A 24247-nucleotide genomic window follows, 5' to 3' on the forward strand; every position below is an offset into this window, starting at 1 on the left:
CTTGGAGAGGAGGATGTATGGCATGCATTCAGATCATCGCAATACCGATCAGAAACATATCTTGACGATGCGCTATCCCGTAGCATGGTGGCGGTCCCAGTGGAGGGAAGCGATGCCGTCTGGCAATGGCTGCATCGGTGCTTCGGTATACGGAGGAGTGTACGAAGAAACCATACTGCTCAATCATGAGCTTCTGTGGCGTAAGGGCTCGACACCGGAGTTGCCGGATGTGAGCGCAATACTTCCCGAGGTTCGGCGCCTTCTCGCCGAAGGAGAAGCAGAGGAAGCTGATGGCGTTCTAGTCAAGTGCCTGCGCACGAGCGGATACGAGCCGAAGATTGCGTCGCCTCTTCCGCTGGGGGACCTGAAGATTTATATGCCGCAGCACAGCGCCTTCCGCGGTTATGAGCGAAGACTGAACATGGCCACAGGGGAAGTTACGGTTCGTTGGACGGATGGGGAGACCGCGTACGAAAGATCGTTATTCGTCTCCCGCACGGACGATTCCGTCATCTTGGCCATCCGTAAGCAGGGTCCGCTTGCCCTGGAAGCCACGATGACCTTTCAGCCGCATAATCCCGAGGATACACGCCGGCCGGGAACGGCTTACATCCCGGAGGCTCCCGAATCGAAGCGGGACGGCCATTATTTATACTACGCCGCTCGCAACAATGACGGCTCGGACTTCGGAGCAGTCGCCAGGATCGTCAATCGGTCCGGGACATTGGGTGCCAATGAACGGGAGTACTCAATTAAAGACGCCGAGTCGCTGCTCGTGATCATCCGGTTGTTTCCATCGGGGAAGAGGGAAGAGCAGTGGGAGCGCTTGACAATCGAGCTTCGGGATCTGGCAGCCGACTACGAGATGCTGCTCGCACGGCATGCTTCGGAGCACGGCAGATTGTTCCACGCATCGTCCTTCGACTTGAGGGCGCAAGGAAGGGAGCGCTCCAATGAGGAGCTGCTGATGGAAGCATACAGGGGCGAGGTTCCGGACGCACTGATGGAGAAGATGTGGGCGTACGGACGCTACCTGCTTATATCCGCCTCGCGCGAGAAGGGGCAGCCCTGCCATCTCTACGGATTGTGGGCTGGCGATTACGATGCGGTATGGGCGTTTCACATGGTGAACGAAAATTTGCAAATGATGTATTGGCAGGCGCTCTCCGGCAATATGCCGGGCCTAATGCTGGCCGTGTTCGACTACATGGAATCGCTGATGGACGACTTCCGGACGAATGCGCGCTTCCTGTACGGCTGCCGCGGAATATTCATTCCTGCTCCGACTGCGCCGGACTCGGGGCTGCTCAAACATCTCCAGCCCCACATCGTACATTGGACCGGGGGCGCGGGCTGGGTCAGCCAGCTGTATTACGATTATTATCTGCATACAGGCGATATAGCCTTCCTGCGCGAACGCGCGATTCCGTTCATGCGCGAGGCGGCATGGTTTTACAGGGATTTCTTCATCCTTGGCGAGGATGGATTCTATGTAAGTTCGCCTTCCAATTCGCCGGAGAATACGCCGGGGAACTATTGGAGAGGGCCCCGCCATTCGATGGGCACAACGGTTAACGCTACGATGGATTTCGCGATCGCCAAGGAATTAATAATAAATCTGGCCGACGGTTTGCGTGCGATCGGGGAAAGTGAGGAGGAAGAGAATCATTGGAGAGCTATGCTGGAGCGCATACCTCCATATCAGATCAACGAGGACGGTGCCGTCCGCGAATGGATGCATCCCGATTATGATGACAATTACCATCATCGCCATCAGTCGCATGCGTACCCCGTCTTTCCGGGGATTGAAGTGACCAGGCAGAACGATCCGGCGCTGTTCGATGCTTTCGTCCAGGCTATCCGGAAGCGGCTCGTCATCGGTCTGAAGGAGCAGTCCGGCTGGTCACTCGCCCATATGGCGAATAATTATGCGCGCATGGGAGAAGGGGACCTGGCTCTAGAATGTTTGGATATCCTCGGCCGCTCCTGCGTCATGAATAATCTGATGACGCTTCATAACGACTGGCGGGGCATGGGGATCGGCGTGGATATGGACTGGGCGCCCGTTCAATTGGATGCGAATATGGGATGGACGGCCGCAATGCAGGAGATGCTGTTGTTCTCTGTGCCAGGCGAGCTGCATTTGCTTCCGGCCTTGCCGACACGGTGGATTCGGGGATCTGTCGGGCCTTTGCTGGCAAGAGGCGGGGTGCAGTGCGAGTTAAGCTGGGATCGGGAAGAACAGATGGTGGACGTGACGCTTCGCACATGCAGCGGAAGGCAGGCTGTCCGGCTCATATTGCCGGACATGGTGGCGCGAATCCAGGAGTTCGAATTTAGGCCAGGACAACCGGTGAATGTCAAGCTGGATGAAAGGCCTCGTCGCTTGCGGCTGGAGCTGAAGCCTTTGTCATAGCATCTGTCAAGGATTTTAACCAAGGAGGAGAGCAATGGAATCGAGTGTATGGATGAACCAGGATGAAATAAGCATTCGGGAAGAGCAATGGAAAGACCGTATAGGCGTATTCCGACGTCCGCCAACCCGGATCCCAACGGATACGTGGACGGACGCGCCGCTGCTCGGCAACGGCGACGTAGGGGTTTCGATCGGTGGCGAGGCCCATCATCAGACCTTTTACATTGGCAAAAACGATTTTTGGGTTCAGCCTCATCTTGGCGAAAGTAAAGAACAGCGGATTGGACGCTTGCTCCGGGACAACGGCCGGAGAACGGGCGCGCGCATCATAACGGTCGGGCAGATATCGCTGCTGATGCCCGGGCTCGCGGATGCGTCGTATGACCTGGAGCAGGACATATTGAATGCCGAAACGAGGGGATCATTCCGAAATGAGCAGGTGAATCTGCGGCTATGTTCCTGGGTTTCCGCAGATTCCAACGTGCTGGTGACCGAACTGGAATGCATGGCAGGGAAGCTGGATGTAACCGCCAGACTCCATGCCGGCGATAGTGCCACCGATGAGGTCTACCATTACGATAACGGGGCCGACCCGGAAGCAATCTGGTTCCGCTACGCCGCCAATCCAGGCAGCCTGCCGCAAGTTCGACGAGTGGCTGCCGCATGTCGTGTCATCGGTACGAACGCGCAAAACAAGTGGCTGTTTCAGAATGTGGAAGCTTCCTTTCAGATCCGGGAAGGAGAACGATTGGCTGTTGTGACGGCGATCGTCAGCAACCGAGACGAGCCGGATTGCCTGCAAGGGGCACTAGGCCTGCTGAATGATTACGCAACCGGAGGCTTGGACGATCTGGCCAAACGCAAGCAAAACCATCGGGGCTGGTGGCGCGAGTACTGGCGCGCGTCCTCGATCGAAATCGGCGATCCCGTATTAGAGAAGTACTATTACGCCTCTTACTACATCATTGGATCCTGTATGCGTCCAGACAAGGTCCAGCCGGGCCTGTTCGGCAACTGGGTGACGACGGACCGGCCGAAATGGACCGGGTCCTACACGATGAATTACAACTTTGAAGCGCCTTACTTCGGCTTGTATACCGGAAATCGGATCGCCTTGTCTTCAGGCTACTGCGATCCCTTGCTGGCCTTCCTTCCCCTTGGAAAAGTATTGGCCCGCGAGAAGTTGAACTGCCGGGGCATCTACATGCCGGTCGAACTCGGTCCGGACGGCATGGTTTGTTCCGCGCTGTTTCACGGCCAAAAATCAAACGCCTCGTTTGCGGCGGTCAACTTGCTTATGCATATTTACTATACATACGATCTGGACTACGCGCGAAAGGTCTATCCTTATCTGCTTGCGGTCGCCGATTTTTGGGAAGACTACCTGGTCTTTGAGAATGGACGTTACGTTATCTACGATGATGACATCCACGAGCGCTCCCAAGACCGGAAAAACCCGATTCTTTCGCTCGGCTTCGTGCGAATGATCATGCGAGCGATGCTTCATTTGAGTGCAGAGCTGGATCGGGATACGCATAGACAGCCGAAGTGGCGGCACATTTTAGCGAACTTGAGCGCTTATCCGCTGATGGAACGAAGCGGCAAAACGGTCTATAGATTGACCGAGGAGGGAATGAGCTGGAACGACCGCAATTCATTGGCGGTGCAGCATATTTTCCCGGCCGGGAACCTTGGACTCGACAGTTCGCCCGAAGAGCTGAAGATCGCGCAGGATACGGTGGCAGAGATGCAGCGCTGGTCCGACTTCAACGCTTTTCCAACCTATTACGCTGCAGCCGCGCGGGTCGGCCATGACCCGGCCGAGCTTCTGGAACGTTTGAGAGCGGAATGCGAGCGGTACGCGCTGCCCAATCTGTCGATCCATCACGGAGGCGGAGGAATTGAGGATGCGGCCGGCGTACCGGCATGCCTGCACGAAATGCTGCTGCAGAGCCATCAAGGCATCCTGCGCCTTTTTCCGACCTGGCCAGCAGACAGAACAGCGAGATTCAAGAAGCTAAGAGCCGTAGGCGCCTTTGTCGTAAGCAGCGAGATTGAGAACGGCAAGGTGCGATACGTTCTGATTACAAGCGAGCGTGGAAGAGAGCTCAAGCTGCTCAATCCATGGCCGGATCGGGGCGTCATCGTTCACCGGGACGGGGCGGAAGGGCAAGCGATTGCAGGAGAACGGATTCAGCTTGAGACGATGCCCGGCGAGCGGCTTCTGCTCCTGCCTGGGTAAATACGATCCGTATCGAAAATTGAACAGGCACTGTCCAAGCCCGAAGCAGGAACGACGAAGCAAAGAAGCGGATGGTCATAAAAAAAAGAACCTGAGTCGATGGACCAGGTTCTTTTTTATTGCATATAAACAGACGCGGTGATATAATCAGACCACGACTGAGATTATGTAAAAGGTCATAAATATCTTATCTTACATTTTCATTGTAGCATGCCGAAAAATCTCTTGTCAAATGTTTTTTTTCAAATCCATGGTTAGGAGAGATGTTGAATGAGTTCGTTGGTTATCGATTTTAAGGAAATGGCAACATCCCAGCTTTGGCTTGTTGGCGGAAAAGGATTGAATTTAGGGGAATTATCAAAAATCGAAGGAATCCAAGTTCCTGAAGGATTTTGCGTGACAACCGAGGGATATCAAAGAGCCGTCGAACACAACGAAACGTATCATGCTTTGCTCCATCGACTAACCATGCTATCCGTAGAGGATCGAGATCAAATTGGTGAAATCAGCAGGAAGATTCGGGAAACCCTTATGAACGTTGAGATCCCTTCCGACGTGGTGACTGCAGTAACCGAGTCTCTCTCCCGGTTTGGCGAGGAGCATGCTTATGCCGTACGTTCCAGCGCGACCGCCGAAGATTTGCCGCATGCCTCTTTCGCGGGGCAACAAGACACCTACTTAAACATCATCGGCAAAGATGCCATCCTGCAGCATATCCGCAAATGCTGGGCTTCGCTATTTACGGACCGCGCGGTCATCTACCGTATGCAAAATGGATTTGACCACCGTCAAGTTTATTTATCCGTTATCGTTCAAAGGATGGTTTTCCCGCTTGCTTCGGGGATCATGTTTACCGCTGATCCGATGACCGGAAACCGAAAGCTCCTCTCCATTGATGCCAGTTATGGACTTGGAGAAGCGCTAGTCTCTGGCTTGGTTTCTGCCGATGGTTACAAAGTACGGGAAGGAAAAATCGCCGAGAAGCGGATCGCCACTAAAACTTTGGCAATCTATGCACGGAACGAAGGAGGAACAGAAACAAAGCAGCTGGATCCGGATCGGCAAAAGGCTCAAACCCTGACGGATGAGCAAATATTACAGCTGGCAAGCATCGGGAGACAGATTGAAGCTTATTTCGGTCAGCCGCAAGATATCGAATGGTGCCTAGTCGATGACATATTTTATATGGTCCAAAGCCGGCCTATCACGACTTTATTTCCGATCCCTGAAGCGAATGATGAAGAAAATCACGTCTATATCTCTGTGGGTCATCAACAAATGATGACGGATCCCATAAAGCCGCTTGGATTGTCGTTTTTTCTGATGACGACTTCAGCCCCCATGCATAAAGCTGGCGGAAGATTGTTTGTTGATGTCACACGGAATCTGGCATCACCTGACAGCAGAGAATTTTTAGTGAATGGCATGGGACAACACGATCCGCTTCTAAAAGACGCGCTTATGACCATAATCGATCGAGATTTCATAAAACTATTACCAAACGATAAAAACGAATCAAGCCCGGGTAAAAGCAATAAAGGTATGCCGCCTGCCGGTGCCCAACCGCAATTCGATAACGATCCGACGATCGTTTCTGATTTGATTAAACGTAGTCAGACATCGATCGAAGAGTTAAAACAACACATCCAAACGAAGTCTGGATCGGATTTGTTTGATTTTATCCTGGAAGATATTCAGCAATTAAAGAAGATCTTGTTTGACCCGCAAAGTTCGGCTGTGTTTATGGCTGCCATGAATGCTTCAGCATGGGTTAATGAGCGAATGAACCAATGGTTAGGTGAAAAAAACGCAGCAGACACGCTTTCACAATCTGTACCCCACAATATTACTTCGGAAATGGGCTTGGCCCTGCTCGATGTCGCTGATGCAATCCGTCCTTATCCGGAAGTCATCGATTATTTACAGCATGTCAAAGACGACGCCTTCTTGGATGAACTGGTTAAGCTGGATGGCGGGCAGGAAGCCCTTGACGCAATTCAAAGTTTTCTCGACAAGTATGGCATGCGATGTGCCGGAGAAATCGATATCACAAGAACCCGGTGGAGTGAAAAACCAAGCACGCTTATCCCTTTGATCCTGGGCAACATCAAAAACTTTGAACCAAATGAAAGTGTTCGGAAGTTTGAGCAGGGGCGCCAGGAAGCTTTGAAAAAAGAAAAAGAACTATTAGAGCGATTGATGCAATTGCCGGATGGTGAACAAAAAGCCAAAGAAACCAAACGAAAGATCGACCTCATCCGGAATTTCATCGGTTACCGGGAATATCCCAAATACGGCATGGTGAGTCGGTACTTCGTTTATAAGCAGGCTTTGCTGAAAGAAGCCGAACGGCTCGTGCAAGCGGGCGTTATTCATGAAAAGGAAGATATTTATTATCTTACTTTTGAGGAACTTCACGAAGTCGTGCGCACCAATACATTGGATGACCCGGGTTGCATGGTCGAGCAGCAAGCGAGGCTTGCGCCAAGAAAGATGATCAGCCAGCGAAAAGACGAGTATAAATTGTATGAAAAATTAACGCCGCCGCGTCTCATCACATCGGAGGGTGAAATCATCACAGGGGCCTACAAACGAGAAGATCTTCCTGACGGAGCAATTGCAGGTCTTGCCGTCTCCTCCGGCGTTATCGAGGGACGCGCACGCGTCATCTTAAACATGGAAGACGCCGATCTGGATGAGGGAGATATTTTAGTCACCTCCTTTACAGACCCCAGCTGGACGCCATTGTTTGTATCCATCAAAGGACTGGTCACCGAAGTTGGCGGACTGATGACCCATGGCGCCGTAATTGCACGTGAGTATGGATTGCCGGCCGTTGTCGGCGTGGAGAATGCCACCAAACGGATAAAGGATGGGCAGCGAATCCGGGTGCATGGAACGGAAGGGTATATTGAATTACTGTAAAGACCGATTACGTCAAGGAAAAGGGCTTTGGCCTCATTGACGGCATTACATGGAAACAGGCACCGATGCAAAGCTGAGGACACTCTCGGGAAGAAACCCGTATTGACGGGTTTTCTTCCCTGATTGCCCTTGATCATTCTCGTCAAGGCACCCTCGATTTTTTTCGATTGTACAATTCGTGCGCAAGGCGGTCTTGTAAAAAATTGCGGTCAGGTTGTAGCTGCCCTTATATATTGAAGCGGAGTCGTGCCGACACAGCCTGAAAAAGTTCTCGTAAAATGGCTTTGATCGTAGAATCCGGCATCAAAAGCGACGTCGGCAATCGGCCGGCCGCTTAACAGCTCCCGCTTGGCATAATTGATGCGCAGTAAATTTTGATAGGCATGGGGAGCAAGGTGAAATGTCGCATTAAACAGACGAATCAGATGAAATTTGCTGATACCCGAGATCTCTTGGAGTGTATCCAGCGTAATGCGCTCTTTGAAATGAAGATCGAGATATGACTTGACCTGCAGAACGGCGGGGGCTGCACGTTCCATGTCCGAGACGGGGGTTGAGGGCTGCAATATGACCTTCGTTAAATGCATTAATTCCAGAAGCATCGACTCAATCTCTAAGGGCGAGGCATCCTCGTGAAGCAGCGATCTGCAAGCAAGGATCAATTGGCGGCATTGGCTCCCCCGAGCCCCTTGGAGAAGAACCGGGAAATGGGGACGGCGGATCGGAAGATCGCAAGGAACATCGGCAAACCATTCGGGATGAATAAATATCATCGTATATTTCCAAATGGAGGGATTCTCCGGATGACAGGCATGAGGGACCAGCGGGGGAAAACAGACGACCTGTCCCGCTGAAGCCTGGAACTGCTGTCCTTCTGACCAGACGCGTGTGGTTCCCTCCTCAACCAAACCGATGGAGAGCTCCTCATGAAAATGTTTTTTGTACGACAAATGATCTAGGGAATCGCAGTGCTTAAGCTCCAGGAACGGCAAATCGGGGTTACGAACAAAGGTAATTCCGGACAATGAAGTGTTCTCCTTTCCTAATCGAAAATTATATGAAGGACCATGGCAGGTATGAAATAGCTGCATATGGAGCTATAATTCTATTAAATTAAGGAAAGCGCAGTTTATCCTTAATGTCAATGGAGTCATTCTAAAAGTTTGAGATCGTCGATAACGGGAAGGAGGTTATATAATGTTGGCTGTGGTAGAGCAAGACGAGTTTGGAACAAGGGTCCGATTCGAACGCACATTGAAGCATTCCGTGGAGAACGTTTGGTCTTACCTGACGGATAACGAAAAATTGACAAGGTGGTTTTCTGAACTCAAGGTGGAAGACTTGCGTTTGGGCGGAACCATTACTTTTGATATGCAGGACGGAACATTCGAGGTATTTGAGATTACCGATTACAAAGAGCTGTCCGTTCTGGAATATACGTGGGGTGAGGACCGGGTCCGCTTCGAATTGCATCCGGAAAGAGGCGGCTGCCGGTTGGTGCTGACAGAGCGAATCACGAGCATCACGGACCATACGCCTAAGGACATTGCCGGATGGGATGTATGCCTGGATGTCATCGAGGCGCTGCTTGATGAAAGAACGATGGAATCCCGCAAAGATGCGTGGGCGGTTAAATATGAATTGTATAAAAAAGAGTTTGAGAAGCTTGGCGGACATTGATAAGGAGTACATGAACATTGGAAATGATGGAGCTTCGAATTCCGGCAGGTTTTGCCGTTTGCTACAATAAGTTCTATGATGTTGAACCTGAGCCCGATGCAGATGGATTTATCAAGAACTGGCACTATTTCACCGAGGATCTGCTGCAAATCATTCAGATGAGGCTGGAGAAAGGTGAATGGATCGTGCCCAAAAGCGGGCAGGAGAGATTGATTATCGACTTAGGTTGGTCACCGGATTCGAGTGCCAGCGGAGAATATCTGTTGGTGGTCGTAAATGATAACTGGGATACATTAAAGGAAATGCGGTCTAGAAATCGCTTTGAGATTAAAGAAACGCTTGAACATTGGCTGGAATTGATTAGGGCGGAGGCGATTTGAAGGTGATTCCAGCGGGGAAGAGAATGCGTTCTTGCAGTTAAACCGTTAGGGTTAGATCATGCGGACATGTAAACTAACTGTATATCAGGAAGCGTATCAATTGACGGTTGAAGCCGATGATGTTAAGATACGGCTATTAAAGAAGAGGAGGATTGCGATCAATGGTTCACTCCATGCGTTTATGGTAAGTATGCGATAAAGAAGCGGATTTCCACTCGTGTGGGCTTTTTTTGAGCTGCTTATTTTTACGTATGAGGACATTGATTGCGACCTGGACGGCATATTTGCTGTGCCTTATTTCGCTCTGTTCTGGCACGTAACCCATGCAGATTCAAGCCCACACGTGGACTTGAATCTGCATTTTTTATTGCTCTCCTGCTGGCAATGTAACGTCAAAGTCATTGATATGAAAAGGAGGCATGAGGATGCATAGGATACACTGGTTCTTCTTTATATAATCCTCTCTTTGCAAATCGCAGGTCCAACCTGCGAACGAAACGACGGAAACTGCGATTTTCGAAGGAGGTATTTAAATGTTGTTGATAAAAGCAACGGATCTTTATGTGGAATATCTGGGACGCACTGTGCTCGATATCGACCATTTGGAGTTATATGAGTTTGATCGAATCGGTCTGGTTGGTGCCAACGGAGCTGGAAAAAGTACACTGCTCAAAGCGTTGCTAGGCAAAATGCCTGTACAGCACGGCAAGATTGCAAGGGAAGGAACGTTTACCTATCTCCCCCAATTGGATGAGGTAGTCGTCCAAGATGTGCAGGATTACGCCATCGTTGGCAGATTAGGCATCAACCAAGTGCAAGCCGAGACCATGAGCGGCGGGGAAGAAACACGACTAAAAATTGCACAGGCACTGTCGGGCGAAGCGCACGGCATATTTGCCGACGAGCCGACATCTCATCTGGATCGCGGCGGCATCGACTTCCTCGTTAACCAGCTTAAACATTATTCCGGAGCTCTGCTCATCATCAGTCACGATCGTTATTTCCTGGACCAGGTTGTCGATAAGGTCTGGGAGCTGAGAGACGGAAAGATCACCGAATATTGGGGAGGATATACCGATTACTTGGTTCAGAAGGAAGAGGAACGACAAAGCCAAGTAACCCGATATAAACAATACGTGGCAGAGCGGGAGCGACTGGAGCAGGTTATCATCGAGAAGAAAAATCAGGCTCGGAAGCTTGATTCAAAGGGAACGAACAGCAAAATCAGATCGGAAAGCGGCGGACGCCTCGGCCATCAAAAGTCCCAAGGGAGCAAACAAAAAAAGCTCCATAACGCAGTCAAAAATACGGAACGGAGAATCAAAGCGCTTGGCGAAGTTACCGCCCCCGAGGCCATGCGAAATGTCCAGTTCCGACAGAGCAAAGCGCTGGAGCTCCACAATCCATTTCCGATTGCAGGGCAGGATATCTGCAAACGATTCGGTGATAAGGTGATCTTCGACAATATGTCCTTCCAATTCCCGCTTGGAGGAAAAATTGCAATCACGGGCGCAAATGGAGCAGGAAAAACGACGTTGTTCAACATGATCCGCAATCGGGAGAGCGGTATTGCATTATCGCCCAAGGCGGAAATCGGCTGCTTTGTCCAAACCGGTTACAAGTTCGATCGGAATCAGAACGTCATGGCATTCATGCAGGAAAACTGTGAATACCCGGTTTCGGACATTCGAGCGGTACTCGCGTCCATGGGGTTCACGCAGCAGGATGTTCGCAAAGAGCTGTCAGTATTAAGCGGGGGCGAAATCATCAAGCTCCAGCTGGCCAAATTGCTGCTTGGGCGCTATAACATCCTGCTTATGGATGAACCAAGCAATTTTCTGGACGTTCCAGCCGTGGAAGCGCTTGAGACGATGATGCGAAATTACACAGGCACCATCCTATTTATATCCCACGATGTTCGCCTGCTCGAAGGCGTCGCCGATCAGGTGTATGAAGTGAAGGATGGCGGGCTTGTTCGATTGGAGTAACTTCCAGCTTGACGCCGGCAAATATTTCAAGTACCATGTAAAAACATAAAAGCTGTAATCAAGGACATGAATCCTTAACCAAGGGCCGTTCAGAGAAAGAGGACATGGGCTGAAATCCTCTTCGGCACCCCTAAGGATTTACCACCTTGTAGCTGCGATGTTGAAATCAAGGATGATCCTTGAGTGTAAACTTCGCCGGGTGTTCCCGTTACAGAATCCAATGAGGATTCGCTTTATAAGCGGGTCGAATTAGGGTGGAACCACGAGCGCACTCGTCCCTTTGCGGGATCAGTGCGCTTTTTTGCGTGAGATTGAAAACGAAAGAAAGAATAGCGATGACCAAGGACATGAATCCTTAACCAAGGGCCGTTCAGAGAAAGAGGACATGGGCTGAAATCCTCTTCGGCACCCCTAAGGATTTACCACCTTGCAGCTGCGATATGGAAATCAAGGTTTATCCTTGAGAGTATACTTCGCCGGGTATTCCCGTTACAGGATCCAATGAGGATTCGCGATTACGGCGGGTCAAATTTAGGGTGGAACCACGAGCGCGCTCGTCCCTTGCGGACAAGTGCGCCTTTTTGCGTTCAAAAATATCGATATGGAGTGGAGGATTTCTCATGAAATTGAAAGTAATGCTGCCCGATGGGGATATACGGGAATATGATCGGGGCACGACAATTGAACAAGTCGCGAAGTCCATTGGTGCAAGCTTGATGAAACATGCGGTAGCGGGAAAAATCAATGGCGCACCGGTCGATTTAAACTGGATGATGAAGGAGGACTGTCAGGTCGAAATCATTACGCTTGACAGTAAGGATGGACTCGAAATCCTCAGACACAGCACGGCACACGTAATGGCGCAGGCCATCAAACGCATATACGGGAATCAAGCAGTCAACCTGGGAATAGGACCTGTCATCGACGATGGCTTTTACTACGACATCGACCTCGGAAAAGCATTAACAACCGACGACCTTTCTTCCATCGAGAAGGAAATGGAGCGGATCGTGCAAGAGGATCTTCCCATTGTTCGCCGAGTTATCAGTCGTGAAGAAGCGGTACAGATTTTCAGCGAAGATCCGTTAAAGCTGGAGCTGATTCATGATCTGCCCAAGGATGCGGTTATTTCGATTTATGATCAGGGCGAGTTTTTCGACCTTTGCCGCGGACCGCATTTGCCGTCTACAGGACGAATCAAAGCATTTAAATTAATGAGCGTTGCCGGAGCATATTGGCGTGGGGATTCAAACAATCCAATGCTTCAGCGGATTTACGGAACGGCGTTTCCCAAAAAGGCTCAGCTGGATGAACATTTGCAAATGCTCGAAGAAGCCAGGAAGCGCGATCACCGGAAGCTGGGCAAAGAGCTCGGATTGTTTATGTTTTCCGAAGAAGCGCCCGGCATGCCTTTTTATTTGCCTAAGGGAATGATTATCCGTAATGAACTTGAACATTTCTCGCGTGAAGAACAGAGGAAGCAGGATTACGAAGAAGTCCGCACTCCGTTCATGATGAACCAGAAGCTGTGGGAGCAATCCGGCCACTGGGATCATTACCATGAAAACATGTACTTTACCGAGGTCGACGAAACAAAATTTGCGCTGAAGCCCATGAATTGTCCTGGACATATGCTGATTTTTAAAAACAGCCTGCATTCCTATCGAGAGCTTCCGATTCGAATATCCGAATTCGGCCAAGTACACCGTCACGAGTTTTCGGGTGCCTTGAACGGGATGATGCGAGTTCGCACATTCTGTCAGGATGATGCGCACATCTTCGTCAGACCCGATCAGATCGAGGATGAAATCGGCCGAGTTATCGGGTTGATCGACCGGATTTATCAGGTGTTTGGTTTTGAATACACAATCGAGCTGTCGACCCGGCCTGAACAATCAATGGGCTCCGAGGAATTGTGGAACCAGGCAGAATCGGCACTTCGAAACGTCTTGGATCGCATGGGGATCGTTTACCGATTGAATGAAGGGGATGGCGCATTTTACGGGCCCAAAATTGATTTTCACATTCTTGATGCCTTAAAACGAAGCTGGCAGTGCGGAACGATCCAGCTTGATTTTCAAATGCCGGAGAAATTTGATCTTTCGTACATCGGGGAAGATAACCGGAAATATCGGCCGGTAGTGATTCATCGCGCGATCTACGGCTCGGTCGACCGGTTTGTCGGCATTTTGACAGAGCATTATAGCGGCGCGTTTCCGCTCTGGCTCGCCCCGGTTCAGGTCAAACTCTTGCCGGTATCGGATCACCAACTCAATTATGCCCTTCAAGTAAAGGAAGCGCTGAGGGATGCGGGGATTCGGGCAGAAGTGGATGGGCGCAACGAAAAATTAGGCTATAAAATCAGGGAAGCACAGCTGCAGAAGGTTCCTTTCACGCTCGTACTCGGAGAAAACGAAGTTGCCTCCGGAGCCGTCGCTGTCAGGAAACGCGGCGAAGGAGACCTTGGCGTTAAGCAAGTGGAGGATTTCATGGATCAAATTTTGAACGAGATCCGCGAGAAAAAGTGATAGCGATGGTTCGGCAATGGTTCTGCTTAGTCCACTCTCATCATCCCGGACGGCATTTCGTCTAGCGAAATGGTACGGAATCAACAGCTCCCGAAATTTCCGTATACATCCTTTTCCACGCGGGTAATAACTAACAGGACAGCAATCAGGTGAGGATGAAGCGAGAGAGGGGTTAGAGGAGATGAAACGCAAACTGTTAATCACGGGTGCGGCAGGTACTATCGGAAGCGTCGTATTCAAGGGACTGCAGCAAGACAATCGGTATGACGTTGTCGGAGCTGATATACAAGCGGACGAGAAGCTGGGCATTGTACAAATGGACATCGGTGACGAAGCCCGGCTGGCAGAGCTAACGCAGGGGATTGACACGGTGATTCATTTTGCCTGGATCAAGGACGACGGGGATTTTCTCGGCAAGGTCCTGGCGGGGAATGTGAGCGGTGCCTACAAATTATTCGAGGCGGCGGTACAAAACGGCGTGCGTCGTATGATATTTGCCAGCTCTAATCACGCAACCGGATATTACAGGACTGACGAGAAGGTTGGTCCCCATGATCCATACCGTCCGGATAGCTTTTATGGTCTCAGCAAATGTTATATTGAACTGCTGGGCAGGCTTTACTCGGATCAAGGCAAGATCTCCTCGTTCAATATTCGTATTGGCAACTTTCCTGGGGATGATCGTCCTCATTCTGAGCGTGCGGGTCATATCTGGATATCGGAGCGTGATATGCTTTCATTGATCGTTTGTTGTATTGAAGCAGATGACGAGCTGAAATATTTGAATCTGTACGGCACCTCAGCCAACAGTGATAACTACTACAACATCGATTATCTGGAGGAACTGATCGGATACAAACCTGAGGATGATGCGACAAAGCTGCTTGAGCTGGCCAAGGCAACAGGACGGAACGTGCGTCAGGATGAAACGATCTATCAGGGTGGACAGCAAGCGTAAATGAGCTATGTGACAATGTTGTCACTCGAAATGGAATTTTGTTATATGAATCGATGGGAAACGTTGGATGTCCCCCTTATACTGGAAATGTTAGATTTCCGAAGGGGGATATCCATTAATGAGTGATGTAGTTAAAGCAATCATACTCGGCATTATAGAGGGCTTAACCGAATTTTTACCGGTATCGTCTACTGGACATCTGATTTTAGCTGGCAGCTTGCTAAACTTTGAGGGAGACGCTGCCACAACTTTTAAAATCGTTATACAGCTGGGTGCGGTCATGGCCGTTCTCATCCTATATTGGAAGAGATATTTGGCGATTGGGACTAATCTGATTCGAATGGATTTTTCTCGTAGTCGAGGACTAAATGTCATACATATGATTTTGGCAATGTTACCTGCACTAATCGTATATCTCCTGCTCAAGGACACGATAAAAAGCCATTTGTTCGGCCCAACCCCTGTCTTGATCGGTTTAGTGGCCGGAGCCGTGTTGATGATCATTGCTGCACGGAGCAGGAGAACCGAAACCGCCGATACGATGGATCGGATAAATTATAAACAAGCCTTCGGGATCGGCCTGTTCCAGTGTTTGGCATTGTGGCCGGGGTTCTCGAGATCGGGCTCGACGATTTCAGGCGGTCTTTTGCTTGGCACCAGCCAGAAAGCCGCCGCAGATTTTACGTTCCTCATTTCCGTGCCGGTTATGTTTGGCGCAACCTTACTGGATTTATACGATAGTCGGGATTTGCTAAGCTCAGACGATTTGGTCCTGATGTTGATTGGCTTTGTGACATCCTTTCTTGTGGCAATGATTGCAGTCGTGACGTTTATCAAACTGATTAAACGGCTTCGTTTGGAATGGTTTGCTCTATATCGTTTCGTCTTGGCAGCGATCTTCTATTTTATCATCATACTTTGAGCGGGATTGTTCCGCTCTTTTTTTCTTTATTAATATTTGGTTTTCAGATAGGATTGAGGATTGCTTTATCGAATATGAAGAATAAACAAAAATCAGCAATATCAATTCATCGATGGACTAACAATAGGAAGAGAAGAGAATCGTTAGCCCATCAGGCTCGTCACAAGTTGTACAAGAGAGGTTGGGATCAGGTTGCAACAGAGTGAACGCTTTGATGTCGCAGTTCTCGGAGGAGGACCGGCCGGCATCGCTGCAGCAATCAGCGCGGCCCGGAACGGAGCGCGTACGATTCTTATCGAACGTTACGGCTTTCTTGGGGGAATGTCTACCGTGGCATTGGTTTACCCTTGGATGACGTTTCACACGGCTGTCGGAGAACAGGTCATTAAGGGCGTCGCGCAAGAAATAGTGGACCGATTGATGCTGCTCGGCGCATCTCCGGGACATTTGCGGGATACGGTCGGTTTTGTATATTCGTTAACCCCATATCATCCGGAAGTGTATAAAGTACTGGCCTTTGACATGCTGCAAGAAGCCGGAGCGCACTTGCTGCTGCATTCATTTGTTACGGATGTTGAAGTACAAGACCAGCGCATTACGGAGGTAACCGTTCAGAATAAAAGCGGTCGCAGGCGAATCGCAGCCAAAGTATTCGTTGACGCGACGGGCGATGGAGATGTTGCCTTTGCCGCCGGTGCGGCTTGGGAGCAGGGGAATCAGAACCGGAAAGTGCAGCCGATGACAATGAAATTTCGCATGCGCGGCGTTAATCTCGATGCCGTGAAGGCATACATGCAGCGCAATCCGGAACAATTTTATGAAAAGTCATTAATCGCCGAACTTGATCAGCTCCCGCTGACAGGTGTGATGGGATTCTACAAAGAATGGGAAGAGGCGGGATTGCCGATTCCTAGGGATGGCGTGCTATTCTTTACCGGACCGGGTCCGGATGAAGTGTTGATTAACGTATCGCGCGTCTCGGGATTGGATCCGACGGATGCGGAACATCTTACTTCTGCAGAGATTGAAGGCAGGAAACAGGTGCTCCTGCTCGAACGGTTTTTCCGGGAACATATCGCGGGGTTTGAGAACGCCGTTATCAGCGCAGTCGGCACTCAGATCGGCATCAGGGAGACAAGACGAATCCTTGGCGAATATGTGCTGAACGGCATGGATGTGTTGGATGGGCGGCGGTTCCCTGATGTCATTGCGAGAAGCGGATATCCGATCGATATCCACAACCCGGAAGGGACGGGCGTTACGGCTAACTTCATCCGTGAAGGCGGTGCGTATGACATTCCTTACCGCAGCATCGTTCCACGAGATGTGGATAATCTGCTGCTTGCCGGGCGTTGTATTTCGACTACGCATGAAGCGCAAGCAACGACGCGTCTGACCCCTAGCTGCATGGCCATAGGCGAAGCGGCGGGCGCGGCGGCGGCTCTGGCGGCTCGTATCGATTGCCGCACTGCGGATGTGCCCATTGATCGCTTGCAGGCGGCACTTCTTGCGGGCGAAGCGGAACTGGGGCTTTGACGCTAGTCAGATATATAGCGATAAACCAATGATGACCCTAACTTCATATTTTCGATGAAACGCAGCAGGAGTGCTGCGTTTTTTCGTAGGGTAAGAGCAGGCTTACCCGATGCTGCAATTTCGAACAAAAGGGGTGGCATGCCCTCTATCAAAAATTTTTGTAACATCAAATTTGAACCTTATTGGGCGATGGAGCCAATATCAAGTGTAAGTCTTACAATGGAGGCCGGCCCTATGAATGAAATGGATATTAAACCTTGGCTCATCCGGATGAGCCAGGGAGATGAAGAAGCGTTCCGGGCAGTTTATGATTTAACGCGCGATCAGGCATACGGATTAATCTACTACTTGGCTCCCAACAAACAAGAGGTTCCGGACATTATGAGCGAGGTATATATCGAGCTGATCAAGAGTCTGGACAATTATGAGCAGGGGCAGAAATTCAGTTCTTGGTTCAACGGCTTGATTATCAGGCAAGTTCGTAACTGGAAGCGAAAAAGTTGGCGAAGGAGTCGTATGCTGGAAAGGGTGAAGGGAGTATTTTCCGAACCGCCTCCTTTGGCGTTGGAAGATCGAGTATCCCACCTGAGTGATCGGTTGGAGCTGATTCCAATGCTCGAAGCGCTGCCTTTGAAGCTTAAAGAGGTTGTCGTCCTCAGGTATTATCAGGATTTGACGCTTGAAGAAATCGCCGACTTGGTGAAGGTTCCGATAGGGACGGTAAAATCAAGGCACCATCATGCCCTGAAGCGCCTGCGCCATATGTATGGTCAGCGCGACCACAGAAAGGAGCGGGACGGCTATGTCTATTGAGCAGCAATTGAAAGATGATTTTCAACAAAATGATAAAAACGTCGTGTGTCCTCCTTCCATAGATATCCGAGTAATGAACGCATACAGGGAGCGAATGCGGGAGGAGATTGGAGTGCAATCGATGGGAAGAAGACGGAGATGGCCAAAGGCAGTAATGGTCATGTTACTGATTGCGGTCGTCAGCGGCTTTGCTTATGCGGGTCGAACGCTGCTCTTTGAGGAGACGAAAGGCAATATGACGATGTCTGCCGAAACGCTGGAGGAGTTAAAGTTAAGCAAGGCTCAACTCGAGCGGATCAGCAAGGCCCGAAATGAGGTGAAGACCCAGTTGAACCCGGGAGAATCGGCCGTTATCTATTTAACCGATTTGGGCAACGTCAGGAGCTTGCCGTTCATTCCGGTCTCGCAACCGGATGTGAACGAGGACCTGGATGTCTGGCGGAAGGCATTAATGGACCGTCATTTTGATAGGATGCCTCCGGAATCCTTGCTTGGAACGTACAGGTTCGCGGGAGGAATGGAGCTTTCTCCCTTCGGCGCTTATGTGGGCTCCGAAACGGATAGTGCAGCTTTACTGGAAGAGTTAAAGGCCGAAAGTGAGGAGACAGGAAAGGACCTTATATGGAGAAAAACTTCCGTACCAGCCTCATTTCCGTTGTTAACGTACACCACCGTGTATCGCAATGCAGATCAAGAGACGCTATATTTGATCATGGAAAATGCACCCGATTCCAAAGTGAAAATACAGTCGTTAGCCCCGCCTTCAGCTGAATATGAAGAGCTGGACCTAAATGGACACGGGGCTCATTATTTTAAAAACGATGCCTATGTATATACCGATAGTCATTTCTACCAAGAAATCAGCTGGATGATTGAACAAGACGGCGAGTCGATCATCTATCGCTTAGGCAGCGACTCGCCTGCTATGACGAAAGAGCAGTTGATGGAGGCTGCGAAAAATCTGTAGGCTGATGCAGGCGAGGTTAATTGAATCTACTGTTTCCGGGAGATTCAGCCCGGAGCCATGCAAGATACAATGAATACATCCATGTATTATTTGGGCGCAGGGTTACTTCCCTGCGCCTTAGACAGTTTAAGCAGCATTATTCTTCAATTAAGAGGGATTCTCACTTCTGCGGCGCTTGTACCGAAATATCCGCGGACTGCCATCCTGCATTCGCACAGACCAGGGCAGTGGCACCTGTGTATGCTGGTTCTAGACAGATGGAGGGTCATCTCAAACGTCCACATGCTTAAAAGTGAACGAAAGGTGTGATCAGGGTTGGGTACAACAAAGAAGGAGGACAGTAAGAGCTGCGAACGATCAGGTATTCGCATAAAAAGGAAACGAAGTAAAGCGCAGCTTACCAGGGTCGTCGACGTCCTTAACACCATTAATACGCAGCTCACCGGCATCAACTCGAACTTGAACAATAATATTAACAGCCTAACATCGGTAATCAGCAACACGGACAACAACTTGAATGCTAGCCTGATTAATTCTTTGAACACATTAAACGCCAGTTTGAACAATACCATCGAGACGAACACAAACACTATAATTAGCAATATGAATAACGGGGATAACGTTACATGTACGGTTCAACAATTCAACAACTCAACAAACTTTGACGTTCCTTGCGGCACAAGTACAACCTATTTTGAAAATCTATCGGCGTCCGCACCGGAAACCGTCATTATCTTTTTCCAAAGCTTCCAGCCAAACACCAATCCCTGCCAGCCTGTGTTAGTAGTCGTAACAAGTGAGGGCAGCGTGCTTGAAGAACCCATATCGCAAACGTTTAGTAGCATACGAGTTGATAACTTCTCTAGCATATCGGTTCGCTGCGAATCCAGCGTACCTCCTCCCGCCGGTGCAGCTTGTAACGGTTTTGTTGGTATAAATGAGTTTTTCTGTGTCTGTTGCTAAGGATCAAGAAAGTGGTATTCAGTATCGATAATTGAGAGGAGGATATTCGTTGAACGATATACAACGAGAATTTCTGTTGGACCGTCTATCGAGACTGAAGATGCCGTATGTCGAGGAGCTGCTGAGAAACGGTGCGGAACCAATCGTGATTCTGGATGCATTCGAATCATTCATTCTCGAGAGAAGCGAGGAGTACCAACGGTTCTTGCAGCAAAATACGACACAGTTCCTTTCACAGCAAATATTAAGCATCATGAAGGACAGATTTATTCAAGAGGGGATCCACAAAGATCACCAGTTTCGAATGGTTTATTTCATGTTAAAAGTGGTAGGAGAAGACTGGGATTGCGGTTGCGGAAGCACTGAGTCACCAGCGAAGGGAGCGATGATTCGCGGTGAGAACACTAACTAAATGCAGGAAGGTTAACTTGAAAGCACGTCGAAAGAACGACATCAATCAAGTTGTTCGTTTGCTCAACACGATTAATGGTCAACTGATCGGCATTAATACGACGATGAACAATGATCTGAATAACCTCAGCAGTGTAATCAGCAACGACAACAGCAACTTGAACGCTAATGTGGTGAATGCAATCAGCTCATTAAACGCGAGCCTAAGCAATCGAGTTACAACTTCGACGAACACTGTGATTAGTAATATGAACAATCGAAGCCAATCGAATTGCACAGTTCAACAATTTAATCAATCTCAAGGCTTCTCAATACCTTGCGGAACAAGCAGTACGATCATTCAGCAGCGTGCTTCTACTCCACCAGAGAGAGTATTCATCATTGCAAGTTCGAGCCAATTGGTTACCGCTCCTTGTCAAGCTATACTGGCTGTAACTTTGCAGGATGGGACGATTATCGAAAGGGAATTGCCTCCAAGGCGCCCTCCTAGTTTTTTTCAAGAAGTGATCTTCTTGGAGTTAGATAATTACGCTAGTGTATCGATTAGATGTGAATCGTCGGTCCAACCACCACCAGTCGGGGCAGTTTGCAATGGTTTTGTGGAGGTTAGAGAGTTCGTTTGTATCTGCTGTTCCGATAATGAGGGTGCATGATAATCAGCCATGAGGACTGCTCTTATGGGAGAACGGTTTTGGAAGGCCGGTTTCATAACTGCTTTTATTAGATTCTCGAGTTGGTTAGTCAAGACAACGTGCAACCGGTGGCAAGCTAACCGATAAGCGAGGTAGGCGAGTTTTGGTATGCCAGTTACACGGCAAATGGTCCCTGCATAAATCGGACTTCCGTTGGACTAGGTTTTCAAGAAAGTGCTCCAATAAGAAATCAATTGACGAAGAAATTAGACGGTGCTATAATCCTACTTAACTTATCGGATATATCTATAATTATAGACTTGTTTCACCTACCAAACCATTGGAAGTGAAAGGTTAGCCTGTAAGGGTGGATGATTTTTATATCAATAGGATGGATGCGTATTCTACCGGACAACCGGAGATGCATCCTTGGATCATGCGTGTGATCTGAGGTGTGTCTTCCGGTTGTTTTTTTATTCGATTCAATATGAGGGGGCAGCAAGTATGCAGTACAGAACACTCGGCAGAACGGGGATTCGGGTCTCCGAGGTGAGCCTCGGGACCATGGCGTTCGGCCGCTGGATCGATGAGCGGGCTTCAGCCGCCGTCTTGGACCAGGCGCTTGAGTCTGGCATCAATCTGATTGATACGGCTGATGTGTACGGCACGGGGATGGATACCGGGAATGTCAACCAGCTTGGAGAATCGGAAGAAATTTTGGGCAGGCTGCTGAAGGAGCGAAGACGGGATATTCTCCTTGCTACCAAGCTGCATAACCCGGTCGGACCCGGCATCAATGACCAAGGCCAAAGCCGCTACCATATTTTTCGCGCCTTGGAGAACAGCCTTACCCGGCTTCAAACAGATTATATCGACTTGTATCAGGTCCATCGATTTGATGAGATCACCCCGCTGGACGAGACGCTTGAGGCGCTTACGGATCTTGTTCGAGAAGGCAAAATCCGCTACATCGGCTGCTCGAATTATGCGGCTTGGCAGCTTGCCAAGGCCCATGGCATCAGTGCGCTCCATGGACTTCGCAGATTCGAGAGCGTGCAGCCGGAATACAGCCTTATTACGAGGGAGATTGAACGCGAGCTGATTCCTTACGCCCAATCCGAGCAAGTCGGGGTTATCGTATACAGCCCGCTCGGACGCGGCATATTGTCCGGGAAGTATCGGACGGGCCAAGCTCCTCCGACGGACTCGCGCCTTGCGGCGGGTGAGCAGAGATTGAAATTGCTGCTGAACCAGCGGCACTCGCTCGCCATCGTGGAAGGGATCCGGCCGTTAGCCGAACAGCGGGGATGGTCGCTTCCCCAGTTCGCTCTGAACTGGGTGCTCAGCCGCCCGGGCATCACGTCGGCCATTGTCGGTGCATCGAAACCCGAGCATATTTCAGAGGCGTTGAAGCATTCCGATGAACGGCTGACAGAGGAAGAGTTAAAGGAGGTCGACCGGTTGACAGAGGAGCTTCGGGGCTAAAAAGGAATACGTCCAAAAGGATATCAACCATTACAGATCAGGAAGGTGACATCATTATGAGTTCTAATCAACGTCAATTGCATCTTGGATTGTTTCTATTCGGGACAGGCTATCATCCCGCGGGCTGGAGGCTGCCCGAAGGGAAAACCGACGGCGCTTACGATCCCCAATTCCTGAAGGAGGTTGCCCAAAAGCTCGAGAAGGCCAAGTTCGATTTCTTTTTCCTGGGGGACAGACTGGCCACGAGCGCTGATATGCAGTACTTGTTTCCTTCGCAAATGACCCGGCTCGAGCCATTCACCATGCTGTCCTATCTGGCGGCGGCAACGGATAAAATCGGTTTGATCGGCACCGTGAACACCACCTATGCCGAGCCTTATAACATCGCGCGGTTTACCGCCTCGCTGGATCATTTAAGCCGGGGCAGAGCTTCATGGAATGTCGTGACAGGCTCCGATACCCGGGCTGCGCTGAATTTCAGCCGGGAGAAGCATTGGGATAACGCCAAGCGCTACGATTATGCGGAGGAGTTTATCGAAACCGTCAGCGGGCTATGGGACACCTGGGAGGACGATGCACTCCCGCGGGACAAGGCTAGCGGCGTATTCGCCGACGGCAGCAAGGTGCACGAGCTGAACCATGTCGGAGAACACTTTTCCGTTGCGGGGCCGCTGAACATTCAGCGTCCGATACAGGGACAGCTGCCGCTGATCACGGCTGGAACCTCATTACGCAGTCAAATGCTGGCCGCCAAATATTCCGACATGGTCTTTACAGGAACGAATGTGAAGGAAGTCGCCGTAACATTTTACAAGGAAGTGAAGGGGCGTTTGCGGGAGTATGGGAGGAAGGATTCGGATTTGAAGGTCCTTCCCGGCTTAGTTCCGATCGTCGGCCGAACGGAAGAAGAGGCCCGTGCTAAATATGCGGAATTGAATGAACTGGTCGTTACGGATTACGATTTGGGGCCGTTGTCCGATAAGATCGGAATCGACCTCAGGGGATACTCGCTGGACGATCCGCTGCCGGATGTATCCGCTTCGGAAACCGCGCTGCAGTGGGCTGACTTGGCCAGAGCGGCTAACGGGCGAGAGGATATTACGGTCCGGGATCTGTTCTATTTCTTCACCGTAACGGTACGCGGGCATCTGCTCGTGGTCGGAAGCGCGCAGCAGGTTGCGGATATTATCGAGGAATGGTTCAGGGATGAAGCCGCCGACGGGTTCAATGTATGTCCTCCTTATATGCCGGGCGGTCTGGACCTGTTCCTGGAACTGGTTGTACCCGAGCTTCAGCGCCGGGGCTTGTTCCGTACCGAGTATGAAGGCAGCACCTTCCGAGAGCATCTGGGATTAAGCCGCCCGCGGAACCGTTTTGAACGGATTGTCAAGGGGTGAGCCT

The 24247-nt window shown here is 50.1% G+C and carries 17 protein-coding genes; 16 read left to right on the forward strand and 1 reads right to left on the reverse strand.

Annotated features, from left to right (window positions below; translation table 11 throughout):
- The first annotated feature begins 22 nt into the window (after positions 1-22).
- The 3 genes from NSQ46_RS14830 (at position 23) to ppsA (ending at position 7583) form a co-directional block, all read left to right on the forward strand.
- Positions 23-2416: a glycoside hydrolase N-terminal domain-containing protein gene (locus NSQ46_RS14830; RefSeq protein ID WP_342576926.1), complete on the forward strand. Its 2394-nt coding sequence runs from the start codon at positions 23-25 to the stop codon at positions 2414-2416.
- Between the two features lie 34 nt (positions 2417-2450).
- Positions 2451-4658 (forward strand): hypothetical protein, encoded by a 2208-nt coding sequence (locus tag NSQ46_RS14835; RefSeq protein ID WP_342576927.1) that lies wholly within the window; start codon positions 2451-2453, stop codon positions 4656-4658.
- Positions 4659-4928: 270 nt separating this feature from the next.
- A complete protein-coding gene (gene ppsA, locus NSQ46_RS14840) occupies positions 4929-7583 on the forward strand; it encodes a phosphoenolpyruvate synthase (RefSeq protein WP_007128156.1) in 2655 nt (884 codons plus the stop codon).
- Positions 7584-7792: 209 nt separating this feature from the next.
- On the opposite strand, the gene NSQ46_RS14845 is transcribed toward ppsA, so the two are convergent.
- Positions 7793-8608 carry an AraC family transcriptional regulator gene (locus NSQ46_RS14845; RefSeq protein WP_007128155.1) on the reverse strand — a complete coding sequence of 272 codons (816 nt, stop codon included), beginning with the start codon at positions 8606-8608 and terminating at the stop codon, positions 7793-7795.
- A gap of 172 nt (positions 8609-8780) precedes the next feature.
- Here NSQ46_RS14845 and NSQ46_RS14850 point away from each other — a divergent pair, with 172 nt between their 5' ends.
- The 13 genes from NSQ46_RS14850 (at position 8781) to NSQ46_RS14910 (ending at position 24243) form a co-directional block, all read left to right on the forward strand.
- The gene (locus NSQ46_RS14850; protein ID WP_007128154.1) at positions 8781-9263 is read left to right on the forward strand and encodes an SRPBCC family protein; all 483 of its coding nucleotides are present in this window, start codon (positions 8781-8783) and stop codon (positions 9261-9263) included.
- A gap of 23 nt (positions 9264-9286) precedes the next feature.
- Positions 9287-9643, forward strand: a complete 357-nt coding sequence (locus tag NSQ46_RS14855) for a hypothetical protein (protein WP_232239373.1) — start codon at positions 9287-9289, stop codon at positions 9641-9643.
- 533 nt (positions 9644-10176) lie between these two features.
- Positions 10177-11631, forward strand: coding sequence for an Msr family ABC-F type ribosomal protection protein (locus tag NSQ46_RS14860; protein WP_007128151.1), 1455 nt, complete (start codon positions 10177-10179; stop codon positions 11629-11631).
- Positions 11632-12251: 620 nt separating this feature from the next.
- Positions 12252-14159, forward strand: a complete 1908-nt coding sequence (thrS, locus tag NSQ46_RS14865; protein ID WP_342576928.1) for a threonine--tRNA ligase — start codon at positions 12252-12254, stop codon at positions 14157-14159.
- Between the two features lie 181 nt (positions 14160-14340).
- Positions 14341-15117 carry an NAD(P)-dependent oxidoreductase gene (locus tag NSQ46_RS14870; RefSeq protein WP_342576929.1) on the forward strand — a complete coding sequence of 259 codons (777 nt, stop codon included), beginning with the start codon at positions 14341-14343 and terminating at the stop codon, positions 15115-15117.
- A 118-nt stretch (positions 15118-15235) separates the two neighbouring features.
- The gene (locus NSQ46_RS14875; protein ID WP_213615713.1) at positions 15236-16039 is read left to right on the forward strand and encodes an undecaprenyl-diphosphate phosphatase; all 804 of its coding nucleotides are present in this window, start codon (positions 15236-15238) and stop codon (positions 16037-16039) included.
- A gap of 192 nt (positions 16040-16231) precedes the next feature.
- Entirely contained in the window at positions 16232-17575 is a 1344-nt protein-coding gene (locus tag NSQ46_RS14880) for an FAD-dependent oxidoreductase (protein ID WP_007128147.1), read from the forward strand.
- 234 nt (positions 17576-17809) lie between these two features.
- The gene (locus NSQ46_RS14885) at positions 17810-18388 is read left to right on the forward strand and encodes a sigma-70 family RNA polymerase sigma factor (protein WP_007128146.1); all 579 of its coding nucleotides are present in this window, start codon (positions 17810-17812) and stop codon (positions 18386-18388) included.
- A 121-nt stretch (positions 18389-18509) separates the two neighbouring features.
- Entirely contained in the window at positions 18510-19355 is an 846-nt protein-coding gene (locus NSQ46_RS14890; protein ID WP_342576930.1) for a hypothetical protein, read from the forward strand.
- A gap of 1012 nt (positions 19356-20367) precedes the next feature.
- Positions 20368-20730 carry a hypothetical protein gene (locus NSQ46_RS14895; protein ID WP_007128143.1) on the forward strand — a complete coding sequence of 121 codons (363 nt, stop codon included), beginning with the start codon at positions 20368-20370 and terminating at the stop codon, positions 20728-20730.
- Positions 20731-20746: 16 nt separating this feature from the next.
- Positions 20747-21382, forward strand: a complete 636-nt coding sequence (locus tag NSQ46_RS14900; RefSeq protein WP_007128142.1) for a hypothetical protein — start codon at positions 20747-20749, stop codon at positions 21380-21382.
- A 483-nt stretch (positions 21383-21865) separates the two neighbouring features.
- Entirely contained in the window at positions 21866-22846 is a 981-nt protein-coding gene (locus NSQ46_RS14905) for an aldo/keto reductase (RefSeq protein ID WP_007128141.1), read from the forward strand.
- Positions 22847-22902: 56 nt separating this feature from the next.
- On the forward strand, positions 22903-24243 hold the full coding sequence (locus NSQ46_RS14910) for an LLM class flavin-dependent oxidoreductase (RefSeq protein ID WP_210094829.1): 1341 nt from the start codon (positions 22903-22905) through the stop codon (positions 24241-24243).
- Positions 24244-24247 lie beyond the last annotated feature (4 nt).

Source organism: Paenibacillus sp. FSL M8-0142 (assembly GCF_038597315.1).
Taxonomy (GTDB): Bacteria; Bacillota; Bacilli; order Paenibacillales; family Paenibacillaceae; genus Paenibacillus_AQ; species Paenibacillus_AQ lactis.

Coding starts and splice junctions, on each gene's coding strand:
- NSQ46_RS14830 (WP_342576926.1), top strand. CDS start 23: ATGCATTCAGATCATCGCAATACCGATCAGAAACATATCTTGACGATG.
- NSQ46_RS14890 (WP_342576930.1), top strand. CDS start 18,510: ATGGGAAGAAGACGGAGATGGCCAAAGGCAGTAATGGTCATGTTACTG.
- NSQ46_RS14905 (WP_007128141.1), top strand. CDS start 21,866: ATGCAGTACAGAACACTCGGCAGAACGGGGATTCGGGTCTCCGAGGTG.
- thrS (WP_342576928.1), top strand. CDS start 12,252: ATGAAATTGAAAGTAATGCTGCCCGATGGGGATATACGGGAATATGAT.
- NSQ46_RS14850 (WP_007128154.1), top strand. CDS start 8,781: ATGTTGGCTGTGGTAGAGCAAGACGAGTTTGGAACAAGGGTCCGATTC.
- NSQ46_RS14835 (WP_342576927.1), top strand. CDS start 2,451: ATGGAATCGAGTGTATGGATGAACCAGGATGAAATAAGCATTCGGGAA.
- NSQ46_RS14855 (WP_232239373.1), top strand. CDS start 9,287: ATGATGGAGCTTCGAATTCCGGCAGGTTTTGCCGTTTGCTACAATAAG.
- NSQ46_RS14870 (WP_342576929.1), top strand. CDS start 14,341: ATGAAACGCAAACTGTTAATCACGGGTGCGGCAGGTACTATCGGAAGC.
- NSQ46_RS14910 (WP_210094829.1), top strand. CDS start 22,903: ATGAGTTCTAATCAACGTCAATTGCATCTTGGATTGTTTCTATTCGGG.
- ppsA (WP_007128156.1), top strand. CDS start 4,929: ATGAGTTCGTTGGTTATCGATTTTAAGGAAATGGCAACATCCCAGCTT.
- NSQ46_RS14885 (WP_007128146.1), top strand. CDS start 17,810: ATGAATGAAATGGATATTAAACCTTGGCTCATCCGGATGAGCCAGGGA.
- NSQ46_RS14860 (WP_007128151.1), top strand. CDS start 10,177: ATGTTGTTGATAAAAGCAACGGATCTTTATGTGGAATATCTGGGACGC.
- NSQ46_RS14875 (WP_213615713.1), top strand. CDS start 15,236: ATGAGTGATGTAGTTAAAGCAATCATACTCGGCATTATAGAGGGCTTA.